Here is a 16,153-nt window from a genome sequence, read left to right on the forward strand (position 1 = left end):
GTTAATTTCTAGAGTAATCAGCCTAGAATGTCCGCAGTTTTCTGAATGACGATGCGGATGCCTAAAATGACAAGTGAGGTTCTAACATTCAGTGGCGGGCGCTTGCCCCTGAAACGCCCCGGTGGAGGCCACACCCTTCGGGCCTGGGACGCCGCTGATGAGCAGTTGCTGGAGCAGGTTCTGGAGCGTTGCACGCCGCAGAGCCACCCACGGGTGTTGATCATTGACGACCAGTTTGGGGCTTTGACCCTGGGTCTGGCGCCTTTCTTCCCTGTTTCCTTTGCCGATAGCTGTCTCCTCTCTGAATCCCTGGTTATTAATGCTCCGGCCGATCTGTCTATTCCGGCACCAAAGAGCTGGCTGGAGCTGCCGGAAGGGCCCTTCGATCTTGTTGTTATGAGGATTCCCCGGCAACTGGACTACCTGGCGTGCCTGTTGCGGTGGGTGAACAGCGTTCTGTCACCCGAAGGCAAGCTGATTGCCGGTGGCATGATCAAGCACCTGCCGTCACACAGCGCTGATGTGTTTGGGGAACTGGTCAACACCCGGGAAGTCTGTCCCGCGCGCAAAAAAGCGAGGGTGGTGGTTGCCGCCCGGGGTGAGGATACGTTGCGGGAGTGGCCGAATTTCTGGCGGGGATACAGGTTGTCGTCCCGGTACGAGCTATCGGGTATGCCAGCGGTGTTCGCCAGAGCAAAGCTGGATATCGGTTCGCGGTTGCTGCTGCCGGTCATTGAGCGGAAGATTGCGGATCTCGCCCCTGGAGCACGGGTACTGGATCTGGCTTGCGGAAACGGTGTGCTTGGGCTGACGGCCCTGGCCCGCAATCCGGCGCTTGAGATTGCGTTCGCGGACGTTTCCAGTCAGGCGGTTGCCAGCGCACGTCAAAATATCCTGACGGCTTTCCCGGACGCTGTCGCGAGCTTTTATCACAGTGATGGTATTCCGGAGGCGGCTGACCGTTATGATCTGGTGCTGTTAAACCCGCCATTTCATGAAGGCGGTGTGGTCGGTGACCATATTGCCCTTCGTCTCTTCAGTCAGGTGGCTCGGCACCTGTCCCCTGGCGGATGTATGTTGCTGGTGGGGAATCGGCACCTGGGTTATCACCGCAGTCTCCGTCACTACTTTGGCCAGGTGCGACAACTCGATGCAGACCCAAAGTTTGTGGTGTTCGAAGCCTCTGTTCAGGAGGGTGGCCGGTCGTAACCCATGCGTGCCAGCGTATCAACGATGGTCTGGGTCTGACTGTCGATCTCGATGTTAACCCGGTCGCCGACCGTCATATCGGCAAAGGTGGTTGCCCGCAGGGTCTCGGGGATCAGGTGAACGTTGAAGCGATTATCATTGACGTCGCCAATGGTCAGGCTGGCGCCGTTGATGGCGATGTAGCCTTTGGGAAAGATATAGCGAGCCCATGCCTGCGGCACCTCGAATTCGATGGTGCAATTGTTCTCGGGGCGGTCGATCGCGACGATATCGGCCGTGGTGTGCACGTGGCCGGAGAGGAGGTGCCCGCCGATTTCGTCGCCTATCCGGGCCGCACGTTCGAAATTGATGCGATCCCCTGGCTTCAGCTTTCCCAGGGTGGTCAGGCGCAGCGTTTCCTGCATGGCATCGAAATAAAGATTCTGGCCTTCCTGTCGCGTTACCGTCAGGCAGGTGCCGTCGATGGACACTGACGCACCAATGGTCACGTTGTGAGCCTGATTTTCCGGAAAGCGGATGCTGAAGGTGCTCAGACCGGGCACGGCAGAAATCTCGTCAACGATGGCAATACCCTGAACAATGCCTGTAAACATGTCTCAACCTCGACGACTGGTGTCTGTAGCCGTATAGGGCCACACTTGATGGTCGCAAGGATAGCGATCCTGTGGGTCGGTGCCAAGCCATCGTGACCATCTCAGGTATGCTCAGGCACGCTCAGGCATGTCTCTGTGACTCAAGGATCCGGGCCGTTGGCCGATAAACGGTAAGGGCAGGGTGTCGACGACAGCTATTGGCCCGGTGATCCATGACGGACAATCAACCATGGCAGAGAACGAAAACGTACGTCAGAGAACCAGCGATACCGCGCGTGGAGGAGAGCCCTTGCTGCGTAGGGGGCGGCCCGCGGACCCTCATCCGGAAACGGGTGATGCGGGGCGGGTGGCCGGTGCTGCTACTGCTACTGGTGCTGAAGTTCCTGCCAACCGCCCCGAGCGGGGTGCAACGGCCTCTGCTGGCCGGCTTGAGACTGACGACATTCCAGCGAGCGATGAGTCTGTTAAGGAATCGTCGACGGGTGAGAGCCCTCAGAACATCGAAAAAACCCTGGCGGAGTCGCGTCAACGTAAGCTTCGTTTGATGCTGCGCCAGTGCGACCGTGTGTTGCTGCTGGATTTCGACTTGTTGGCTCTGCCTGACTGGCCGGATAATTACACGCTTGCTGCGGCCCGGCGAAATCGTGACATCTGGCTGTTTGGTGCGTTGTTGGCGGCGGTGGTTTTTCTCAGCGGTATGACCGGCTTTGTGCCAGCGTGGATTGCCGGCGGTGGTTTTGGTGCCTTTGTCATCATCCTGCTACTGGGAGTGCCAGGTGTTCGCCGCCTTTATACGTCGCGGCCCTCGTATCTGGATCTGGTCATCCGCCGTCAGAGGATGATTCGCGACGCACGCAAGCACATCGAACACCTGGAAGGGAAAGAGGGGCTGGTGTGGCAGTGTGCTCGTATGGCCGAGTTTAACTCGGCTCTGAAAGCGACCCGGTTCAGTGAACTGCTGGCATTATCCGAACGGCGGGTATTGGCTCGGAACCTGACCCGGCGGGAACATATCCGTCTTTATCTGATCTATCTTCTGGAGGCTGAGAAAGCTTACGGACGGGCACAGCAGGCTTTTTTCGAGGGGCACCAGCAGGCCATTGACCGGGGCTGGTCATCGGTAGCTGCAGAGCCGGGGGACAGAGCTTGACATAGCTGCCGGTCAAACGTATGTTTCAAACAGACGTTTGCTTAGAGGCACTGATAATAAAATGGCTCAGTCTGATACGGTTGACCGAATTCTTGATGCAGCGGAAGAGCTCTTCGCCGAGCGGGGGTTCTCCGAAACTTCCCTTCGCATGATTACCAGTAAGGCTAAGGTAAATCTCGCTGCTGTCAATTACCACTTTGGTTCTAAAAACGCCCTGATCCATGCGGTGTTTGCCCGCTTCCTGACGCCATTCTCCGCCACGCTGGAGGATGCGTTCGATGATCTGGAGGCGAAATGCGACGGCGAACCGCCAACGTTGAACCAGACTCTATGGGCGCTAACTGAAAGCGCAGTACGCATGCCGCAGCGCAATGAAAAAGGTATTTCCATATTCATGCGTTTGCTCGGCCTGGCCTATACGCAGTCCCAAGGCCATCTTCGGAAATTTCTTGAGCAGGAATATAGCCAGCCGTTCAGCCGCTTTATGCGCCTGCTCAAGGAAGCGACGCCGCAATTGTCCGCGGTCGACCGCTACTGGCGCATTCAGTTCATGCTTGGTGCGACAGCGTTTACCATGTCCAGCAGTGATGCCCTGCGGGATATTCTGCAGAACAAGCTGGGTGTGGAAACCACGGTCCAGGAAATTGCAGCACGACTTGTGCCCTTCCTGGCGGCAGGTATGCAGGCTGATGACGCCATGCTGGTGCCACCTGCCCATAAAACCTCGGTTGCCTGAGTCGCTCGCTCTCGGTTAGGCTTCCGGTTGGTTTGTTCACCGGGAGCCTGACGCCGCATGCCACGTAATCCTGTTTCCATACCTGTTCCCGGAATCGAGATCAGTCTCAATGCGCAAACGCTGACACTGTTTCCTGGCGACACATCAAAGCCTCTCTCCTATCCCGTTTCGACGGCACTTAATGGCCCCGGTGAGCGCCAGAGCAGTGGGTGCACGCCCACGGGCCGGCATTACGTGCGCGCGATGGTGGGTGATGGCCTTCCCCTGAATACCGTATTCATCGCCCGCCGGCCCACCGGGGAGGTTTATTCCGAACAATTGGCGCGTCAGTTTCCCGAACGTGACTGGATACTGTCCAGAATTATCTGGTTATGTGGGCTTGAGTCGGGGAGAAATCGGGGCTCCGGGGTCGATAGTTTTCGTCGGTTCATATACATTCACGGCACACCGGATACCGAACCCATGGGCGTTCCGCGCTCCCATGGTTGCATACGCATGAGGAATGCCGACGTTGCTGACCTATACGACCGTGTCTCGCCGGGCCTGCCCGTCACGATACGATAGCGCCGGCGGTTGTCACTAAACCGGTTGTCATCAAACCGAGGGAAACGATGATCGAAGAAGCACCTTCCATACTCAATACCTGGATTCAGGACTGGAATCTGCTGTCAGAGAGCTGGCGAGTGGGGCTCGTGGTTTTCGCTCTGGTGGCTGGCACCGCGGTGGTTGCCTACATTGCGAGTTTCATCGTGGGCGCCGTCGAACGACGTTTCCAGAAAACCGACAACCTCTGGGACGACGCACTGCTTCACGCTGCGCGGAAGCCAGTGGTCGCGTTCGTCTGGCTGCAGGGTGTGTATTGGGCGGCAGAGGTTGCTCACCACTACTCGGAAGCCGAAATCTTTTCAGTCAATCAAACCATTTTGCAGATTGGCTTTGTTTTCCTGCTGGTCTGGACGCTGCTTCGGCTGATCAAACAGGGGGAACAGATTCTCGCTTCTCCGCTGAAGATGAAAAAGCCGATGGATTACACCACGGTCAATGCGGTGAGCAAGCTGTCCCGGACCGTTGTTATCATCACCGCGGTATTGATTGCCATGCAATCCCTTGGTTACAGCATATCCGGGGTGCTGGCCTTTGGTGGTGTTGGTGGTATCGCTGTGGGCTTTGCCGCCAAGGATCTGCTGGCCAACTTTTTTGGCGGGTTCATTATCCATCTGGACAGGCCATTCAAGGTCGGCGACTGGGTTCGCTCTCCCGATCGTAATATCGAGGGCGTGGTGGAGCACATCGGCTGGCGGCTGACTACGATTCGCACCTTTGACAAGCGCCCGCTCTACGTGCCGAATGCTGCCTTTACGACCATTGCCGTAGAAAACCCCTCGCGCATGCACAACCGCCGTATCTCTGAAACCATTGGTATACGCTACGTGGATGTCAGTGGCATGGCTGAGGTTGTGGCGGACATCCGGTCCATGCTGGAGAACCACGAGGACATCGACCAGGACCAGACCCTGATCGTGAATTTCCTGGCCTTTAACGACTCGTCGCTGGATATCATGGTTTATACCTTTACCAAGACCATCGAATGGGTGAGGTTTCATGAGGTCAAGCAGGACGTACTGCTGAGGATTAGCGAGATCATTGAAAGCCATGGTGCCGAAGTTGCCTTTCCGACCCGCACGCTTCACCTGCCTGACGGGGTGCGTGTCGCGTCGAACGGCAAGCCGGCAAAAGGTCGTAGCGATTCGGATTCGTCAGATGAGGCCGTTGACGAAGATGTTGAACAGGGACGTGCGCCTGTTTCCGGAAGCGAACACTCTTCGGAAACACGTGGCGATAGTAACCAGGCGGACGGGGACTGATCATGGGTGTGAATAACCAAGTTGCCCCCGTGGGAATCATCGGGGGAACCGGGCTCACGACGTTGTCTGGGCTGGAAATCACGGGTGAGCGGGTTGTCGACACGCCCTGGGGTGAGCCGTCGTCGGTTTTGGTGGACGGCCTGCTCGGGGATCAGCCGGTGGTGTTCCTGTCTCGCCACGGAAACCCTCACCGTATTCCTCCGCATCAGGTGAACTATCGCGCCAATCTCCATGCGCTCCAGCAGGCGGGAGTACGTACGGTGGTCGGTGTTAATGCTGTTGGCGGGATCCATGCCGATATGGGGCCTGCCCATATCGTGATTCCCGATCAGATCATTGACTACACCTGGGGCAGGGCGAGTACGTTCTTTGAGGGCGAGTTGGAGGAAACCACGCACATTGACTTCACCTTCCCATATTCAGAGTTGGCCCGGGCGCTGTTGATTGATGCAGCTCGTACAGTGGGTTGTTCGTTCTCGGATTTCGGTGTTTACGGTGCAACACAGGGGCCCAGACTGGAGACCGCAGCGGAAGTACGTCGCCTTGAGCGGGACGGCTGTGACCTTGTCGGTATGACGGGAATGCCGGAAGCGGCTCTGGCGGCTGAACTGAAGATGAATTACGTGTGCCTGGCGCTGGTGGTTAACCGCGCGGCAGGGAAGTCGGATCACATCATAACGATGACTGAGATCGAGGTCGCTATCGACCAGGGCATGTCCGGCGTCAAGCGGATCCTCGAAATCGCCATTGGCGGGCTTGGAGCCCTTACTCCTCAACCTTCTTGAAAAACACCAGCACGCCAATGGTGGGGGAGTCGAGGAAATGGACTTCCTCGCTGCGCATGCGGCGTGTTTCCCGTATCCAGGTGATTAACTCCGCCTTTGGCTGACTGGCGCTGGAAACCTGCGTCTGATCTGCTCTTGCAATGTCGCCACCCGTTGCCATTGAGGCCAGCGAGTCCCGGGCTTCATCGTTTTCGAGGGCAGGCTGGTCATTGCCCGTAGCTTCCTGCCCAGCACCGTCGTCCATTGGCTGATTGTTACCGCTTGCCGTCGCTGCTTCGTCTGAACTCTGGCTGAGCGTGGTCTGTTGCAATGACAGGGGCTGCCAGTGGTTGAGGTGGACATCCACGTGGAGATAGCGTTGTCGATCGATGGTGATATGGCCTTCCACTTCCCGGAGCCCGGCATCGGCCAGCCAATCGCCAATAGCGACCTTCAGGGGTTCTCCGTCAAAGTCAGGGGGGAAAGACTGGTACCACCCTGTGGCCAGGAGTATCCGGAAGCGGCCACTGTTTTCCAGTCGGTTGGCGGCTGTCCGCAGGTGAAGCTGGCTTCGCGGGACCAACTGTCGGGTGGTTTCCGCGGTTCCGTTGCGATCCACGGCTCGAAGTATTTCGGTGATGTCCAGGTTGGTCGGCTCTGGAATTCGGTTGGCCATTTTCTCGTTGACATCGGCCGGATCGACGATCCTTTCGAGGATTACGAACTCAGCCCGGTAGTAGTCTTCACGGGGAGGCTGGGCCTGTGACGCAGCGTTGTCGCGTCCCTGTTCTTCGGATGTTGCGCCTGCGGCGGGCCCGGATGATTCCTGGGCTGACACCCAGGGTGACAGGGCCAGCAGGGCCGCCAGAAATAGGGCGCGTGTTCCGTACAACGGTTTACCGGGCGTTCGCAAGGGCATTGCTCCAATGTTCCTGTGATCATCAGGGGGCGCTGAACCGGTTGTTTCAGGAGGCCAGCTGCCCCAGCATGTCGGAAATGCCGTCGAGTTTACCACTGGTTGAGGCATCCTTCAGCCGGAAACGGAAACTGTTGGCGCCTTCCAGCCGATACTGGTCTGGCGAGGATTGCACTTTTTTAACCAGAACCAGCGGATCCACTGGCGTAGAACTGCCGAATTCCAGCCTGGCCCATTCTTTTCCGGCGTCCACCTTCACGATTCCCAGGGCTTCCGCGTGGATTCGGAGCTCGGACTGTCGAATCAGGTTTTTTGCCGGTTCCGGTAATAGTCCGAAGCGGTCGATCATTTCAACCTGAAGTTCTTTTAATCCATCTTTGTCGTTCACGCTGGCGATTCGCTTGTAAAGCATGAGCCGGTTGTGGACATCGGGCAGGTAATCCTCGGGGATCAGCGCTGGTATGCGAAGGTTCATTTCCGTGCCGTGGCTCAGCGGCAACTCGGCATTAGGCGTTCTGCCGTCGCGTATTGCTTCCACGGCTTCGTCCAGTAGCTGCATGTAAAGCGTAAAACCAATGCTTTCGATCTGGCCGCTTTGCTCTTCTCCCAGCAACTCCCCGGCGCCGCGAATTTCGAGGTCGTGGGTGGCCAGCATGAAGCCGGCACCCAGGTCCTGCGCTTCCGAGATGGCTTCAAGGCGCTTTTTCGCGTCGGCGGTGATGGACCGGGGTGGTGGTGTCAGCAGATAGGCGTAGGCCTGATGGTGAGAGCGCCCGACACGGCCGCGGAGCTGGTGCAGCTGTGCCAGCCCGAACTTGTCCGCGCGCTCGATGATAATGGTGTTGGCGCTGGGAATGTCGATGCCGGTTTCGATAATGGTGGTGCACACCAGCACGTTGAAGCGCTTGTGATAGAAGTCCGACATGATCTGTTCCAGCTCGCGCTCGCGCATCTGGCCATGGGCAACGCCCACGCGTGCTTCCGGGATCAGTTGGCGCAGATCCTCGGCGGTTTTCTCGATGGTGGCCACATCGTTGTGCAGGAAGTACACCTGGCCGCCCCGCAGCACCTCCCGCAGGATGGCTTCCTTGACCATGGCCTCGTCCCGCTGTCGCACAAAGGTTTTTACCGACAGGCGTCGCGCGGGGGGCGTGGCGATGATCGACAGATCCCGCAGGTGCCCCATGGCCATGTTGAGGGTGCGGGGGATCGGTGTGGCGGTCAGGTTCAGCATGTCCACCTCGGCACGCAGGGCCTTCAGACGTTCTTTCTGCTGGACGCCGAACCGGTGTTCTTCATCGATGATCACCAGGCCCAGGTTCTTGAACTTGATGTCACCCTGGAGCAGCTTGTGTGTGCCGATAACAATATCGGCTTTGCCGGCTTCGATGGCGGCCATCGCTTTGGTGGTTTGCCCGCCGCTCCGGAAACGGCTGAGTAGCTCGACATGGACGGCGGTATCCGAGAAGCGGTCGCGGAAGGATTCGTAATGCTGCTGCGCCAGCAGGGTGGTAGGCACCAGCACAGCGACCTGCTTGCCGGAGTATGTCGCCATGAAGGCAGCGCGCATGGCCACTTCGGTCTTGCCGAAGCCAACATCGCCACAGACCAGGCGGTCCATGGGTTTTTCACTGACCATGTCCTCGAACACAGCCTCAATGGCCGCCTGCTGGTCCGGGGTTTCCTCAAAGGGGAAACCGGCGGCGAAGGCACGGTAGGCTTCTTTGGGGTCTTCAAAGGCAAAGCCCTTGCGGGCCTCCCGGCGCGCGTAGACATCCAGTAGTTCCGCTGCAGTATCGCGGATTTTCTCCAGAGCCTTTTGTTTGGCGTTGCTCCAGCGATCCGTGCCCAGCTTGTGCAAAGGCGCGTGATCAGTATCCGAACCGGTATAGCGGGAAATCAGATGCAGGCTGGAAACTGGTACATAGAGTTTCGAGCCGCCGGCGTATTCCAGCATCAGGAATTCGCTGGCTTCGCCTTCAACGGTAATGGTTTCCAGGCCCTGATAGCGGCCAACGCCATGGTCTATATGAACCACCGGCGCGCCAATGCGTAGCTCGGACAGGTCCCGGTAGCCGGCATCGTCGGCCTCGGTTGGTTTCTCCCGGCGCCGCCGCTGCAGCACCCGTTCACCGAAGAGGGCTGTTTCCGTGATCAGAGCGAGGTGATGGTCAGGCAATAGCAACCCATATTCCATGGGTGCGACGGTAATGCCGAGGGTGGCGGGCGGGTCGCTGACAAAGGCCTGCCAGTTTTCCAGAGTCGACAGTTTGAGGCCATGGTCAGCCAGGTTCTCAATCAGCGCCTCACGTCGGCCAGAGGACTCCGCACAGATCAGGACCCGACCGTGGAACTCACTGATAAAGCGCTTGAGGCGCCCAGCCGGGTCTGCGGCACGGCCATCCATCGCAACATCGGGCATGACGTCGGTCTGGCAATTGCGGCCGCCGCTGGACTCAGTGGCTTCCGTGGTCATTGTTACCCGGGGAAATCCCTTGAGCAGGCCGAACAGCTCGTCCTTCTGGAGGAAAAGTTCTGCTGGCGGCAGGATAGGACGCATCCGGTCGTGGCGACGGTCCTCGTAGCGTGCACGGGTGTCGGCGTCGAAGGCGCTGGCGGCCTCGTTAAGTCCGGATGCTGTGAATACCAGGGTTTCGCCGGGCAGGTAGTCAAAGAGCGTTGCCGTCTGGTCGAAGAACAGGGGTAGATAGTACTCGATCCCCGGCGGTGTAATGCCGTGGGTGACGTCCTGGTAGATCGGGGCGTCTTTATCGGCATGGGGAAACTGCTCAAACCACCGGTTACGGAACCCTGAGCGGGCTTCTTTGTGCCAGGGAAATTCGTTGGCGGGCAACAGCTCAATGCGTTCAATTCGGTCGATCGAGCGCTGGGTTTCCGGATCAAAGGTTCGCAGTGTTTCAATTTCGTCATCGAACAGGTCGATGCGGTAGGGGCGGGTGGCGCCCATGGGAAAAATGTCCAGGATAGCTCCGCGCACTGCGTATTCGCCGTGTTCATAGACATTATCGGCGTGCCGGTAGCCGGCTGATTCCAGCTGCATTCGCCAGTTGTCGATATCCAGTGACTGCCCAACCTCAAGAAGCAGAGTGTTGCCCTGCAGGTAACTGACCGGCGGCAGCCGGTGCATCAGGGTGCGGGCGGGCACCACCAGGACGCCGTGGTTTGTGGTTGGCAACCGGTGTAGAGCCCGGATTCGACGGGAGGTAATGTCCTGGTGTGGTGAAAACAGATCGTAGGGCAGGGTTTCCCAGTCGGGCAGCGACAGTAGCTCGAGTCCATCCGGTGTGATGGCCGGTTGGTCTTCATCGGTGGGCAGGCCCAGATAGAATCGCATGGACTGCTCGAGGCGGATGGACTCCTCGGTGCTGCAGGTTATTACCAGTGTCAGGCCCTGATGGGCCCTGGCGCTCTCGCAGATGGCCAGGGCGTCGCTGCTGCCATGCAGTTGCCCCCAGATGCGGTGATCCGCAGCCTTGACAGGTGCGACCGGCGCAACCAGTGCGGTGTGTCTGTCGGAGTGGGCGGCGGCTTGCGTCATGGGCTGGTTCTTTCTCCTGGATGCATTGGGAGCCGGGGAGTGGCGAGGCGCGTATTCTACCGGCCAGAAGTGTCGCTGTCATGACAGCGGTCCAACAGTTACGAAAGGATTAACGGGGTGTATTTGCTGTCTGAGAAATAACGTTGGATAATACTGCCCCAATTTTCCAGGTTCCAACTGCAGAGGTTCAAGCGTGAGTCACGAACAGATCAACCAGCACCTGTCTAACTGGACGGAAAGAGAATCCACTGCGGAAGCCATGATTCCGCTGATCGGTCGCCTCTACCGTAAAAACAATGTGGTCACGTCCGTGTACGGCCGGTCCATTATCAACCAGTCGGTCATCGACATCATCCGCGCACACCGCTTCGTGCGTCAGGTTGAAGACAGCGAACTGTCCGTTCACAACACCCTGCCTATTCTGCAGGCGATGGACAAGATGGATCTCGGGCGTGGCCATGTCGATATTGGCAAGCTTGCGGTGAAGTTCAAGGAAGAAGGTGGGTCTCTTGACGACTTCCTCAAACGTGAGATTGGCCCGATTATCGGCGAGTACCAGACCCAGTCTCAGGAAGATGCCGAAAACGACACCAAGGATGTGGTGCTGTACGGTTTCGGGCGGATCGGGCGGCTGCTGGCGCGGATCATGATCGAAAAGGCCGGTGGCGGCAACAACCTGCGCCTGCGCGCCATCGTGGTCCGTCAGGGTGGGGCAAGCAATGACCTCGAAAAGCGTGCCAGCCTGCTGCGCCGTGATTCGGTTCACGGTCCTTTCAACGGTACGATTACCGTGGATGAAGAGAACTCTGCGCTGATCGCCAATGGCAACTTTATCAAGGTGATCTACTCGCCGGGCCCTGATCAGGTGGATTACACCCAGTACGGTATCAACAATGCGATCGTCATTGATAACACGGGTATCTGGCGTGACGAGGCTGGTCTTGGGCTGCACCTGAAATCCAAGGGCGTCAGCCGGGTTTTGCTGACTGCGCCGGGCAAGGGCGACATCAAGAATATTGTTCACGGCATTAACAACGACTGGATCACCCGTGAAGACAGGATCCTGTCAGCGGCGTCCTGTACCACCAACGCCATTACGCCGGTGCTCAAGGCCATTTATGATGAGTATGGTGTTGAGGACGGTCATGTCGAGACGGTTCACTCCTACACTAACGACCAGAACCTGATCGATAACTACCACAAGGGTAGCCGTCGTGGTCGCAGTGCCCCACTAAACATGGTTATTACCGAAACCGGTGCTGCGAAGGCCGTCGCCAAGGCGCTTCCGGAGTTGAAGGGCAAGCTTTCCGGTAACGCCATTCGCGTTCCCACTCCGAACGTGTCCATGGCAATCCTCAATCTCAACCTGGAAAAAGACGTAACGGTGGAGGGTGTTAACGAATACCTTCGCGATATGGCGCTGCACTCCGAGCTGCAGAAGCAGATTGACTTCGTCAACTCGCCGGAAGTGGTTTCCACCGATTTTGTCGGTTCCCGCCATGCCGGCATTGTGGATGCGCAGGCCACCATCGCCAATGGCAAGCGCCTGATCCTCTACGTTTGGTATGACAATGAGGCTGGTTACAGCGCCCAGGTGATTCGCGTGGTTAATCAGATGGCGGGTGTTACCTATCCGATCTTCCCGAAGCGGGTTAGAGGCTGACGAGCCCAAAAGTGCTCTGAGGCAATTAAGAAACCCCGGTCGTTTTCGCGACCGGGGTTTCTTTTTGGGCCCATGTAAACCACTCTCTGATTACGTTAAGGCACAAACTCCGTAGGGTTTCTGGTGGAAATAGTATTCCTTAATCTCTATAATTGGCGCGATTTTGGGTACGTCTGACACCCGCTTCCCATCGCTTTTCCTTAACCGGATGCCTGGCTGTGATTAACGCCGGTGGATCCGTTGCCCTGGCGCCATCATTCGGTTCAGGCCGGATTGGCACAACTGGGCGGCACGCGTCGGGCGTTACAAATCCATCGAATAGTTTCTGATGATTGGATGAGGCTAATGATCAAGATCAAAAAAGGCCTGGATCTTCCCATCAGCGGCGCTCCTGAACAGACCATTACAGACGGCAAACCCGTTCGCCATGTGGCGTTGATCGGTTTTGACTACGTAGGCATGAAGCCAACGATGGCTGTGAAAGAAGGTGACCGTGTAAAGCGCGGCACGCTGCTGTTTACGGACAAGAAGACCGAAGGCGTTCGTTATACTTCACCGGCAGCCGGTGTGGTCAAGGAAATCAACCGCGGCGAGCGCCGTGTGTTTCAGTCGGTTGTCGTTGAAATCGACGGCGACGAAGCTGAGACCTTTGCGCGTTACGATGCGTCTGATGTTGCCGGTCTGGAGCGTCAGCAAGTCGTCGATAACCTGGTCGAGTCCGGGTTGTGGACAACCTTCAAGACCCGTCCCTACAGTAAGGTGCCTGCCATTGATACGGCGCCGCATTCCATCTTCGTGTCCGTCATGGACACTAACCCGCTGGCAGCAGATCCCACAGTGATCATCCGTGAAAACGGTGCGGCCTTCGAACAGGGGCTGAAGATTCTCTCCAAGCTGACCACCGGTAAGGTGTTTGTGACCGGCAAGCCGGGCTCTGATGTGCCGGTTCCGTCTGACGACAGCGTGGAAGTTCAGCAGTTTGAGGGTGTTCATCCGGCGGGTAACGTAGGTACTCATATTCATTACCTCGATCCCATTGCCGGGGACAAAGTGGTATGGAGTATCGGCTACCAGGACGTCATTGATATCGCAAAACTGTTCGAGACCGGCGAGCTGTCGGTGAACCGTATTGTTGCGGTCGGTGGTCCGAAGGCCCTCAAGCCGCGCCTGATTCGTACCCGTGTCGGCGCCAACCTTGATGAACTTCTTGATGGTGAAATCGCCACGGACTGCGAGGTTCGCAAAATTTCCGGCTCTGTGTTCGGTGGTCGTCGTGGTGACGGGCCCTGTAACTACCTTGGTCGTTTCGCCAACCAGATCTCGGTTCTGGAAGAGGGCAACAAACGAGAGTTTATGGGCTGGCTGTCGCCGGGAGCCAACAAGTTCTCGGTTATGAACATCTACCTGTCCAAACTGGTCGGCGGAAAGCGGTTTGATATGACGACCACGACCAACGGCAGTGAGCGGGCGATGGTGCCAGTAGGGATGTACGAAAAGGTCATGCCTCTGGACATTCTGCCTACCCAGTTGTTGCGGTCTTTGATCGTGGGCGACACTGAAATGGCACAAAAACTGGGTGCGTTGGAGCTGGATGAAGAAGATCTGGCGCTGTGTACCTTCGTGTGCCCGGGTAAATACGAGTACGGTCCGATTCTCCGTGAGAACCTGACCAGAATCGAGATCGAGGGCTAAAACGATGGCAATCCGACAGTTTCTCGATGGTATCGAGCATCATTTCGAAAAAGGTGGCAAGTACGAGCGCTGGTATGCGCTTTACGAAGCGGTGGATACGATTTTCTATTCACCGGCTAGCGTGACATCCACAACCTCTCATGTGCGTGATGGTATCGACCTTAAGCGCATCATGATTACGGTATGGCTGTGTACCTTCCCCGCTATGTTCTTCGGTATGTGGAACATTGGCTTCCAGGCCAACAGCTTCCTGGCTGAGAATCCAGACGCGCTGATGGGTGACGGTGGTCTGCGTACTGCCTTTATCAGTGCCCTGGCCGGCAATAATGCCGCCAGCATCTGGGACAACTTTGTCTACGGCATGGCGTACTTCGTACCCATTTACTTCGTCACCTTCGTGGTGGGCGGTTTCTGGGAAGTGCTATTTGCCACGGTACGTCGTCACGAAGTGAACGAAGGCTTCTTCGTGACATCCGTGCTGTTCGCGTTGATATGCCCGCCAACCATTCCGCTGTGGCAGGTTGCCCTTGGTATCACCTTCGGTGTGGTCATTGGCAAGGAAGTGTTTGGCGGCACCGGCAAGAACTTCCTGAACCCGGCCCTCACCGGTCGTGCGTTCCTGTATTTTGCCTATCCGGCCCAGATTTCCGGTGACACGGTATGGACGGCCGTCGACGGTTTCAGTGGCGCGACCGCGCTGAGCTGGGCTGCCAGTGGTGGCCTGGAAGCACTGGAAACCCAGATTGGCTGGATGTCAGCCTTTATGGGTTCGATTCAGGGCTCTATGGGTGAGACCTCAACGCTGGCGGTGTTGATCGGCGGCATTATCCTGCTGGTGATGAAAATCGCGTCCTATCGCATCGTCGGTGGCGTGTTGATCGGTATGATTGCCATGTCGCTGCTGCTGAACGTGATTGGCTCGGATACCAACCCAATGTTTGACGTGCCGGCACACTGGCATCTGGTGATGGGTGGCTTTGCCTTTGGCATGATGTTCATGGCGACCGATCCGGTGTCGGCGGCGATGACCAACACGGGTCGCTGGTGCTTCGGTATCCTGGTCGGCGTGATGACCGTACTGATTCGCGTGATCAACCCGGCATTCCCGGAAGGCATCATGCTGGCAATTCTGTTTGCCAACCTCTTTGCACCGCTGATGGACCATTATGTGGTTCAGGCCAACATCAAACGGAGGCTTGCCCGTGGCTAAAGCTAAAGAAACTGTCTCCAGAACACTGATGGTTGCTCTGGTGCTGAGCGTTGCGTTTTCTGTCGTGGTATCGACAGCGGCGGTAATGCTTCGACCGGCGCAGATCCAGAACCAGAACCTGGACATTCGTTCCAACATCCTGGCGGCCGCCGGAATGCTGAAAGAGGGCGCAACGGCTGAAGAGATTGAGGAGACCTTCTCTCGCTTCGACGTTCGGTTGGTTGACCTCGAGTCTGGTGATTACGTTGATCCCGGGGCCGTTGGCGTGAAGGAGCCGATGAAGTACGACATGTACAAGGCGGCTTCTGATCCGTCCATGTCGGTCAATATTCCTGCATCGGAAGACAAGGCCGGCATCAAGCGCCGTCCGAACGTTGCCAAGATCTACACCCTGAGTGAAAACGGTGAACTGGTCAGGGTAGTCCTTCCGATCCATGGCTACGGTCTGTGGTCCACCCTTTACGGGTTCGTATCGCTTGAGGGCGATGCCAACACCATTGAGGGCCTGGGCTTCTATGACCACGCTGAAACTCCGGGGCTTGGTGGCGAGGTGGATAACCCCCGCTGGAAAAGCCAATGGGTCGGCAAGGAAGTGTACGGCGATGAGTTGGAAGAGCCGCAGATTCGCCTGGTCAAGGGTGGCGTGGGCGCCGGTGCATCCGACAAGGAGCACAAGGTGGATGCCCTGTCCGGTGCGACCCTGACGAGCCGAGGTGTTGAGCAGTTGGTCAACTACTGGATGGGTGACCGGGGCTTCGCTCCGTACCTGAAAAAACTTCGTGAAGGGGAGGTCTGA

13 protein-coding genes are annotated in these 16,153 nt (G+C 57.5%); 10 read left to right on the top strand and 3 right to left on the bottom strand.

The window, feature by feature from the left end; translation table 11 throughout:
* The first annotated feature begins 66 nt into the window (after positions 1 to 66).
* Positions 67 to 1,209, top strand: coding sequence for a class I SAM-dependent methyltransferase (locus SIC19_RS17085; RefSeq protein ID WP_085680054.1), 1,143 nt, complete (start codon positions 67 to 69; stop codon positions 1,207 to 1,209).
* On the opposite strand, the gene SIC19_RS17090 is transcribed toward SIC19_RS17085, so the two are convergent.
* Positions 1,188 to 1,802: a riboflavin synthase gene (locus tag SIC19_RS17090; RefSeq protein ID WP_041333724.1), complete on the bottom strand. Its 615-nt coding sequence runs from the start codon at positions 1,800 to 1,802 to the stop codon at positions 1,188 to 1,190. The two genes, SIC19_RS17085 and SIC19_RS17090, sit on opposite strands and share 22 nt — an antisense overlap.
* Positions 1,803 to 2,031: 229 nt before the next feature.
* Here SIC19_RS17090 and SIC19_RS17095 point away from each other — a divergent pair, with 229 nt between their 5' ends.
* The 5 genes from SIC19_RS17095 to SIC19_RS17115 all read left to right on the top strand — a co-directional run bounded on the left by SIC19_RS17095 (position 2,032) and on the right by SIC19_RS17115 (position 6,338).
* Positions 2,032 to 2,952: a hypothetical protein gene (locus SIC19_RS17095; protein WP_085680056.1), complete on the top strand. Its 921-nt coding sequence runs from the start codon at positions 2,032 to 2,034 to the stop codon at positions 2,950 to 2,952.
* Between the two features lie 61 nt (positions 2,953 to 3,013).
* Entirely contained in the window at positions 3,014 to 3,688 is a 675-nt protein-coding gene (locus SIC19_RS17100) for a TetR/AcrR family transcriptional regulator (protein WP_007153921.1), read from the top strand.
* A 57-nt stretch (positions 3,689 to 3,745) separates the two neighbouring features.
* Positions 3,746 to 4,252 (top strand): L,D-transpeptidase, encoded by a 507-nt coding sequence (locus SIC19_RS17105; protein ID WP_082040526.1) that lies wholly within the window; start codon positions 3,746 to 3,748, stop codon positions 4,250 to 4,252.
* A 47-nt stretch (positions 4,253 to 4,299) separates the two neighbouring features.
* Entirely contained in the window at positions 4,300 to 5,553 is a 1,254-nt protein-coding gene (locus SIC19_RS17110) for a mechanosensitive ion channel family protein (protein ID WP_036204949.1), read from the top strand.
* 2 nt (positions 5,554 to 5,555) lie between these two features.
* The gene (locus SIC19_RS17115; protein WP_036204951.1) at positions 5,556 to 6,338 is read left to right on the top strand and encodes an S-methyl-5'-thioinosine phosphorylase; all 783 of its coding nucleotides are present in this window, start codon (positions 5,556 to 5,558) and stop codon (positions 6,336 to 6,338) included.
* Here SIC19_RS17115 and SIC19_RS17120 read toward each other — a convergent pair.
* Positions 6,319 to 7,236: a CsiV family protein gene (locus SIC19_RS17120; RefSeq protein ID WP_075194761.1), complete on the bottom strand. Its 918-nt coding sequence runs from the start codon at positions 7,234 to 7,236 to the stop codon at positions 6,319 to 6,321. The two genes, SIC19_RS17115 and SIC19_RS17120, sit on opposite strands and share 20 nt — an antisense overlap.
* 46 nt (positions 7,237 to 7,282) lie before the next feature.
* The gene (mfd, locus tag SIC19_RS17125; RefSeq protein WP_085680058.1) at positions 7,283 to 10,792 is read right to left on the bottom strand and encodes a transcription-repair coupling factor; all 3,510 of its coding nucleotides are present in this window, start codon (positions 10,790 to 10,792) and stop codon (positions 7,283 to 7,285) included.
* A gap of 259 nt (positions 10,793 to 11,051) precedes the next feature.
* On the opposite strand from mfd, the gene SIC19_RS17130 reads away from it, so the two are divergent.
* The 4 genes from SIC19_RS17130 to SIC19_RS17145 all read left to right on the top strand — a co-directional run bounded on the left by SIC19_RS17130 (position 11,052) and on the right by SIC19_RS17145 (position 16,153).
* Positions 11,052 to 12,455, top strand: a complete 1,404-nt coding sequence (locus SIC19_RS17130; protein WP_369810894.1) for a glyceraldehyde-3-phosphate dehydrogenase — start codon at positions 11,052 to 11,054, stop codon at positions 12,453 to 12,455.
* Positions 12,456 to 12,800: 345 nt separating this feature from the next.
* Positions 12,801 to 14,147, top strand: coding sequence for a Na(+)-translocating NADH-quinone reductase subunit A (locus tag SIC19_RS17135; protein WP_036204959.1), 1,347 nt, complete (start codon positions 12,801 to 12,803; stop codon positions 14,145 to 14,147).
* A gap of 4 nt (positions 14,148 to 14,151) precedes the next feature.
* Positions 14,152 to 15,357, top strand: coding sequence for an NADH:ubiquinone reductase (Na(+)-transporting) subunit B (locus SIC19_RS17140; protein WP_036204961.1), 1,206 nt, complete (start codon positions 14,152 to 14,154; stop codon positions 15,355 to 15,357).
* Positions 15,350 to 16,153, top strand: a complete 804-nt coding sequence (locus tag SIC19_RS17145; RefSeq protein ID WP_036204962.1) for a Na(+)-translocating NADH-quinone reductase subunit C — start codon at positions 15,350 to 15,352, stop codon at positions 16,151 to 16,153. Before SIC19_RS17140 ends, SIC19_RS17145 begins: the two co-directional genes overlap by 8 nt.

Source organism: Marinobacter sp. MIT930201 (assembly GCF_047122665.1).
GTDB classification, from domain to species: Bacteria; Pseudomonadota; Gammaproteobacteria; order Pseudomonadales; family Oleiphilaceae; genus Marinobacter; species Marinobacter salarius.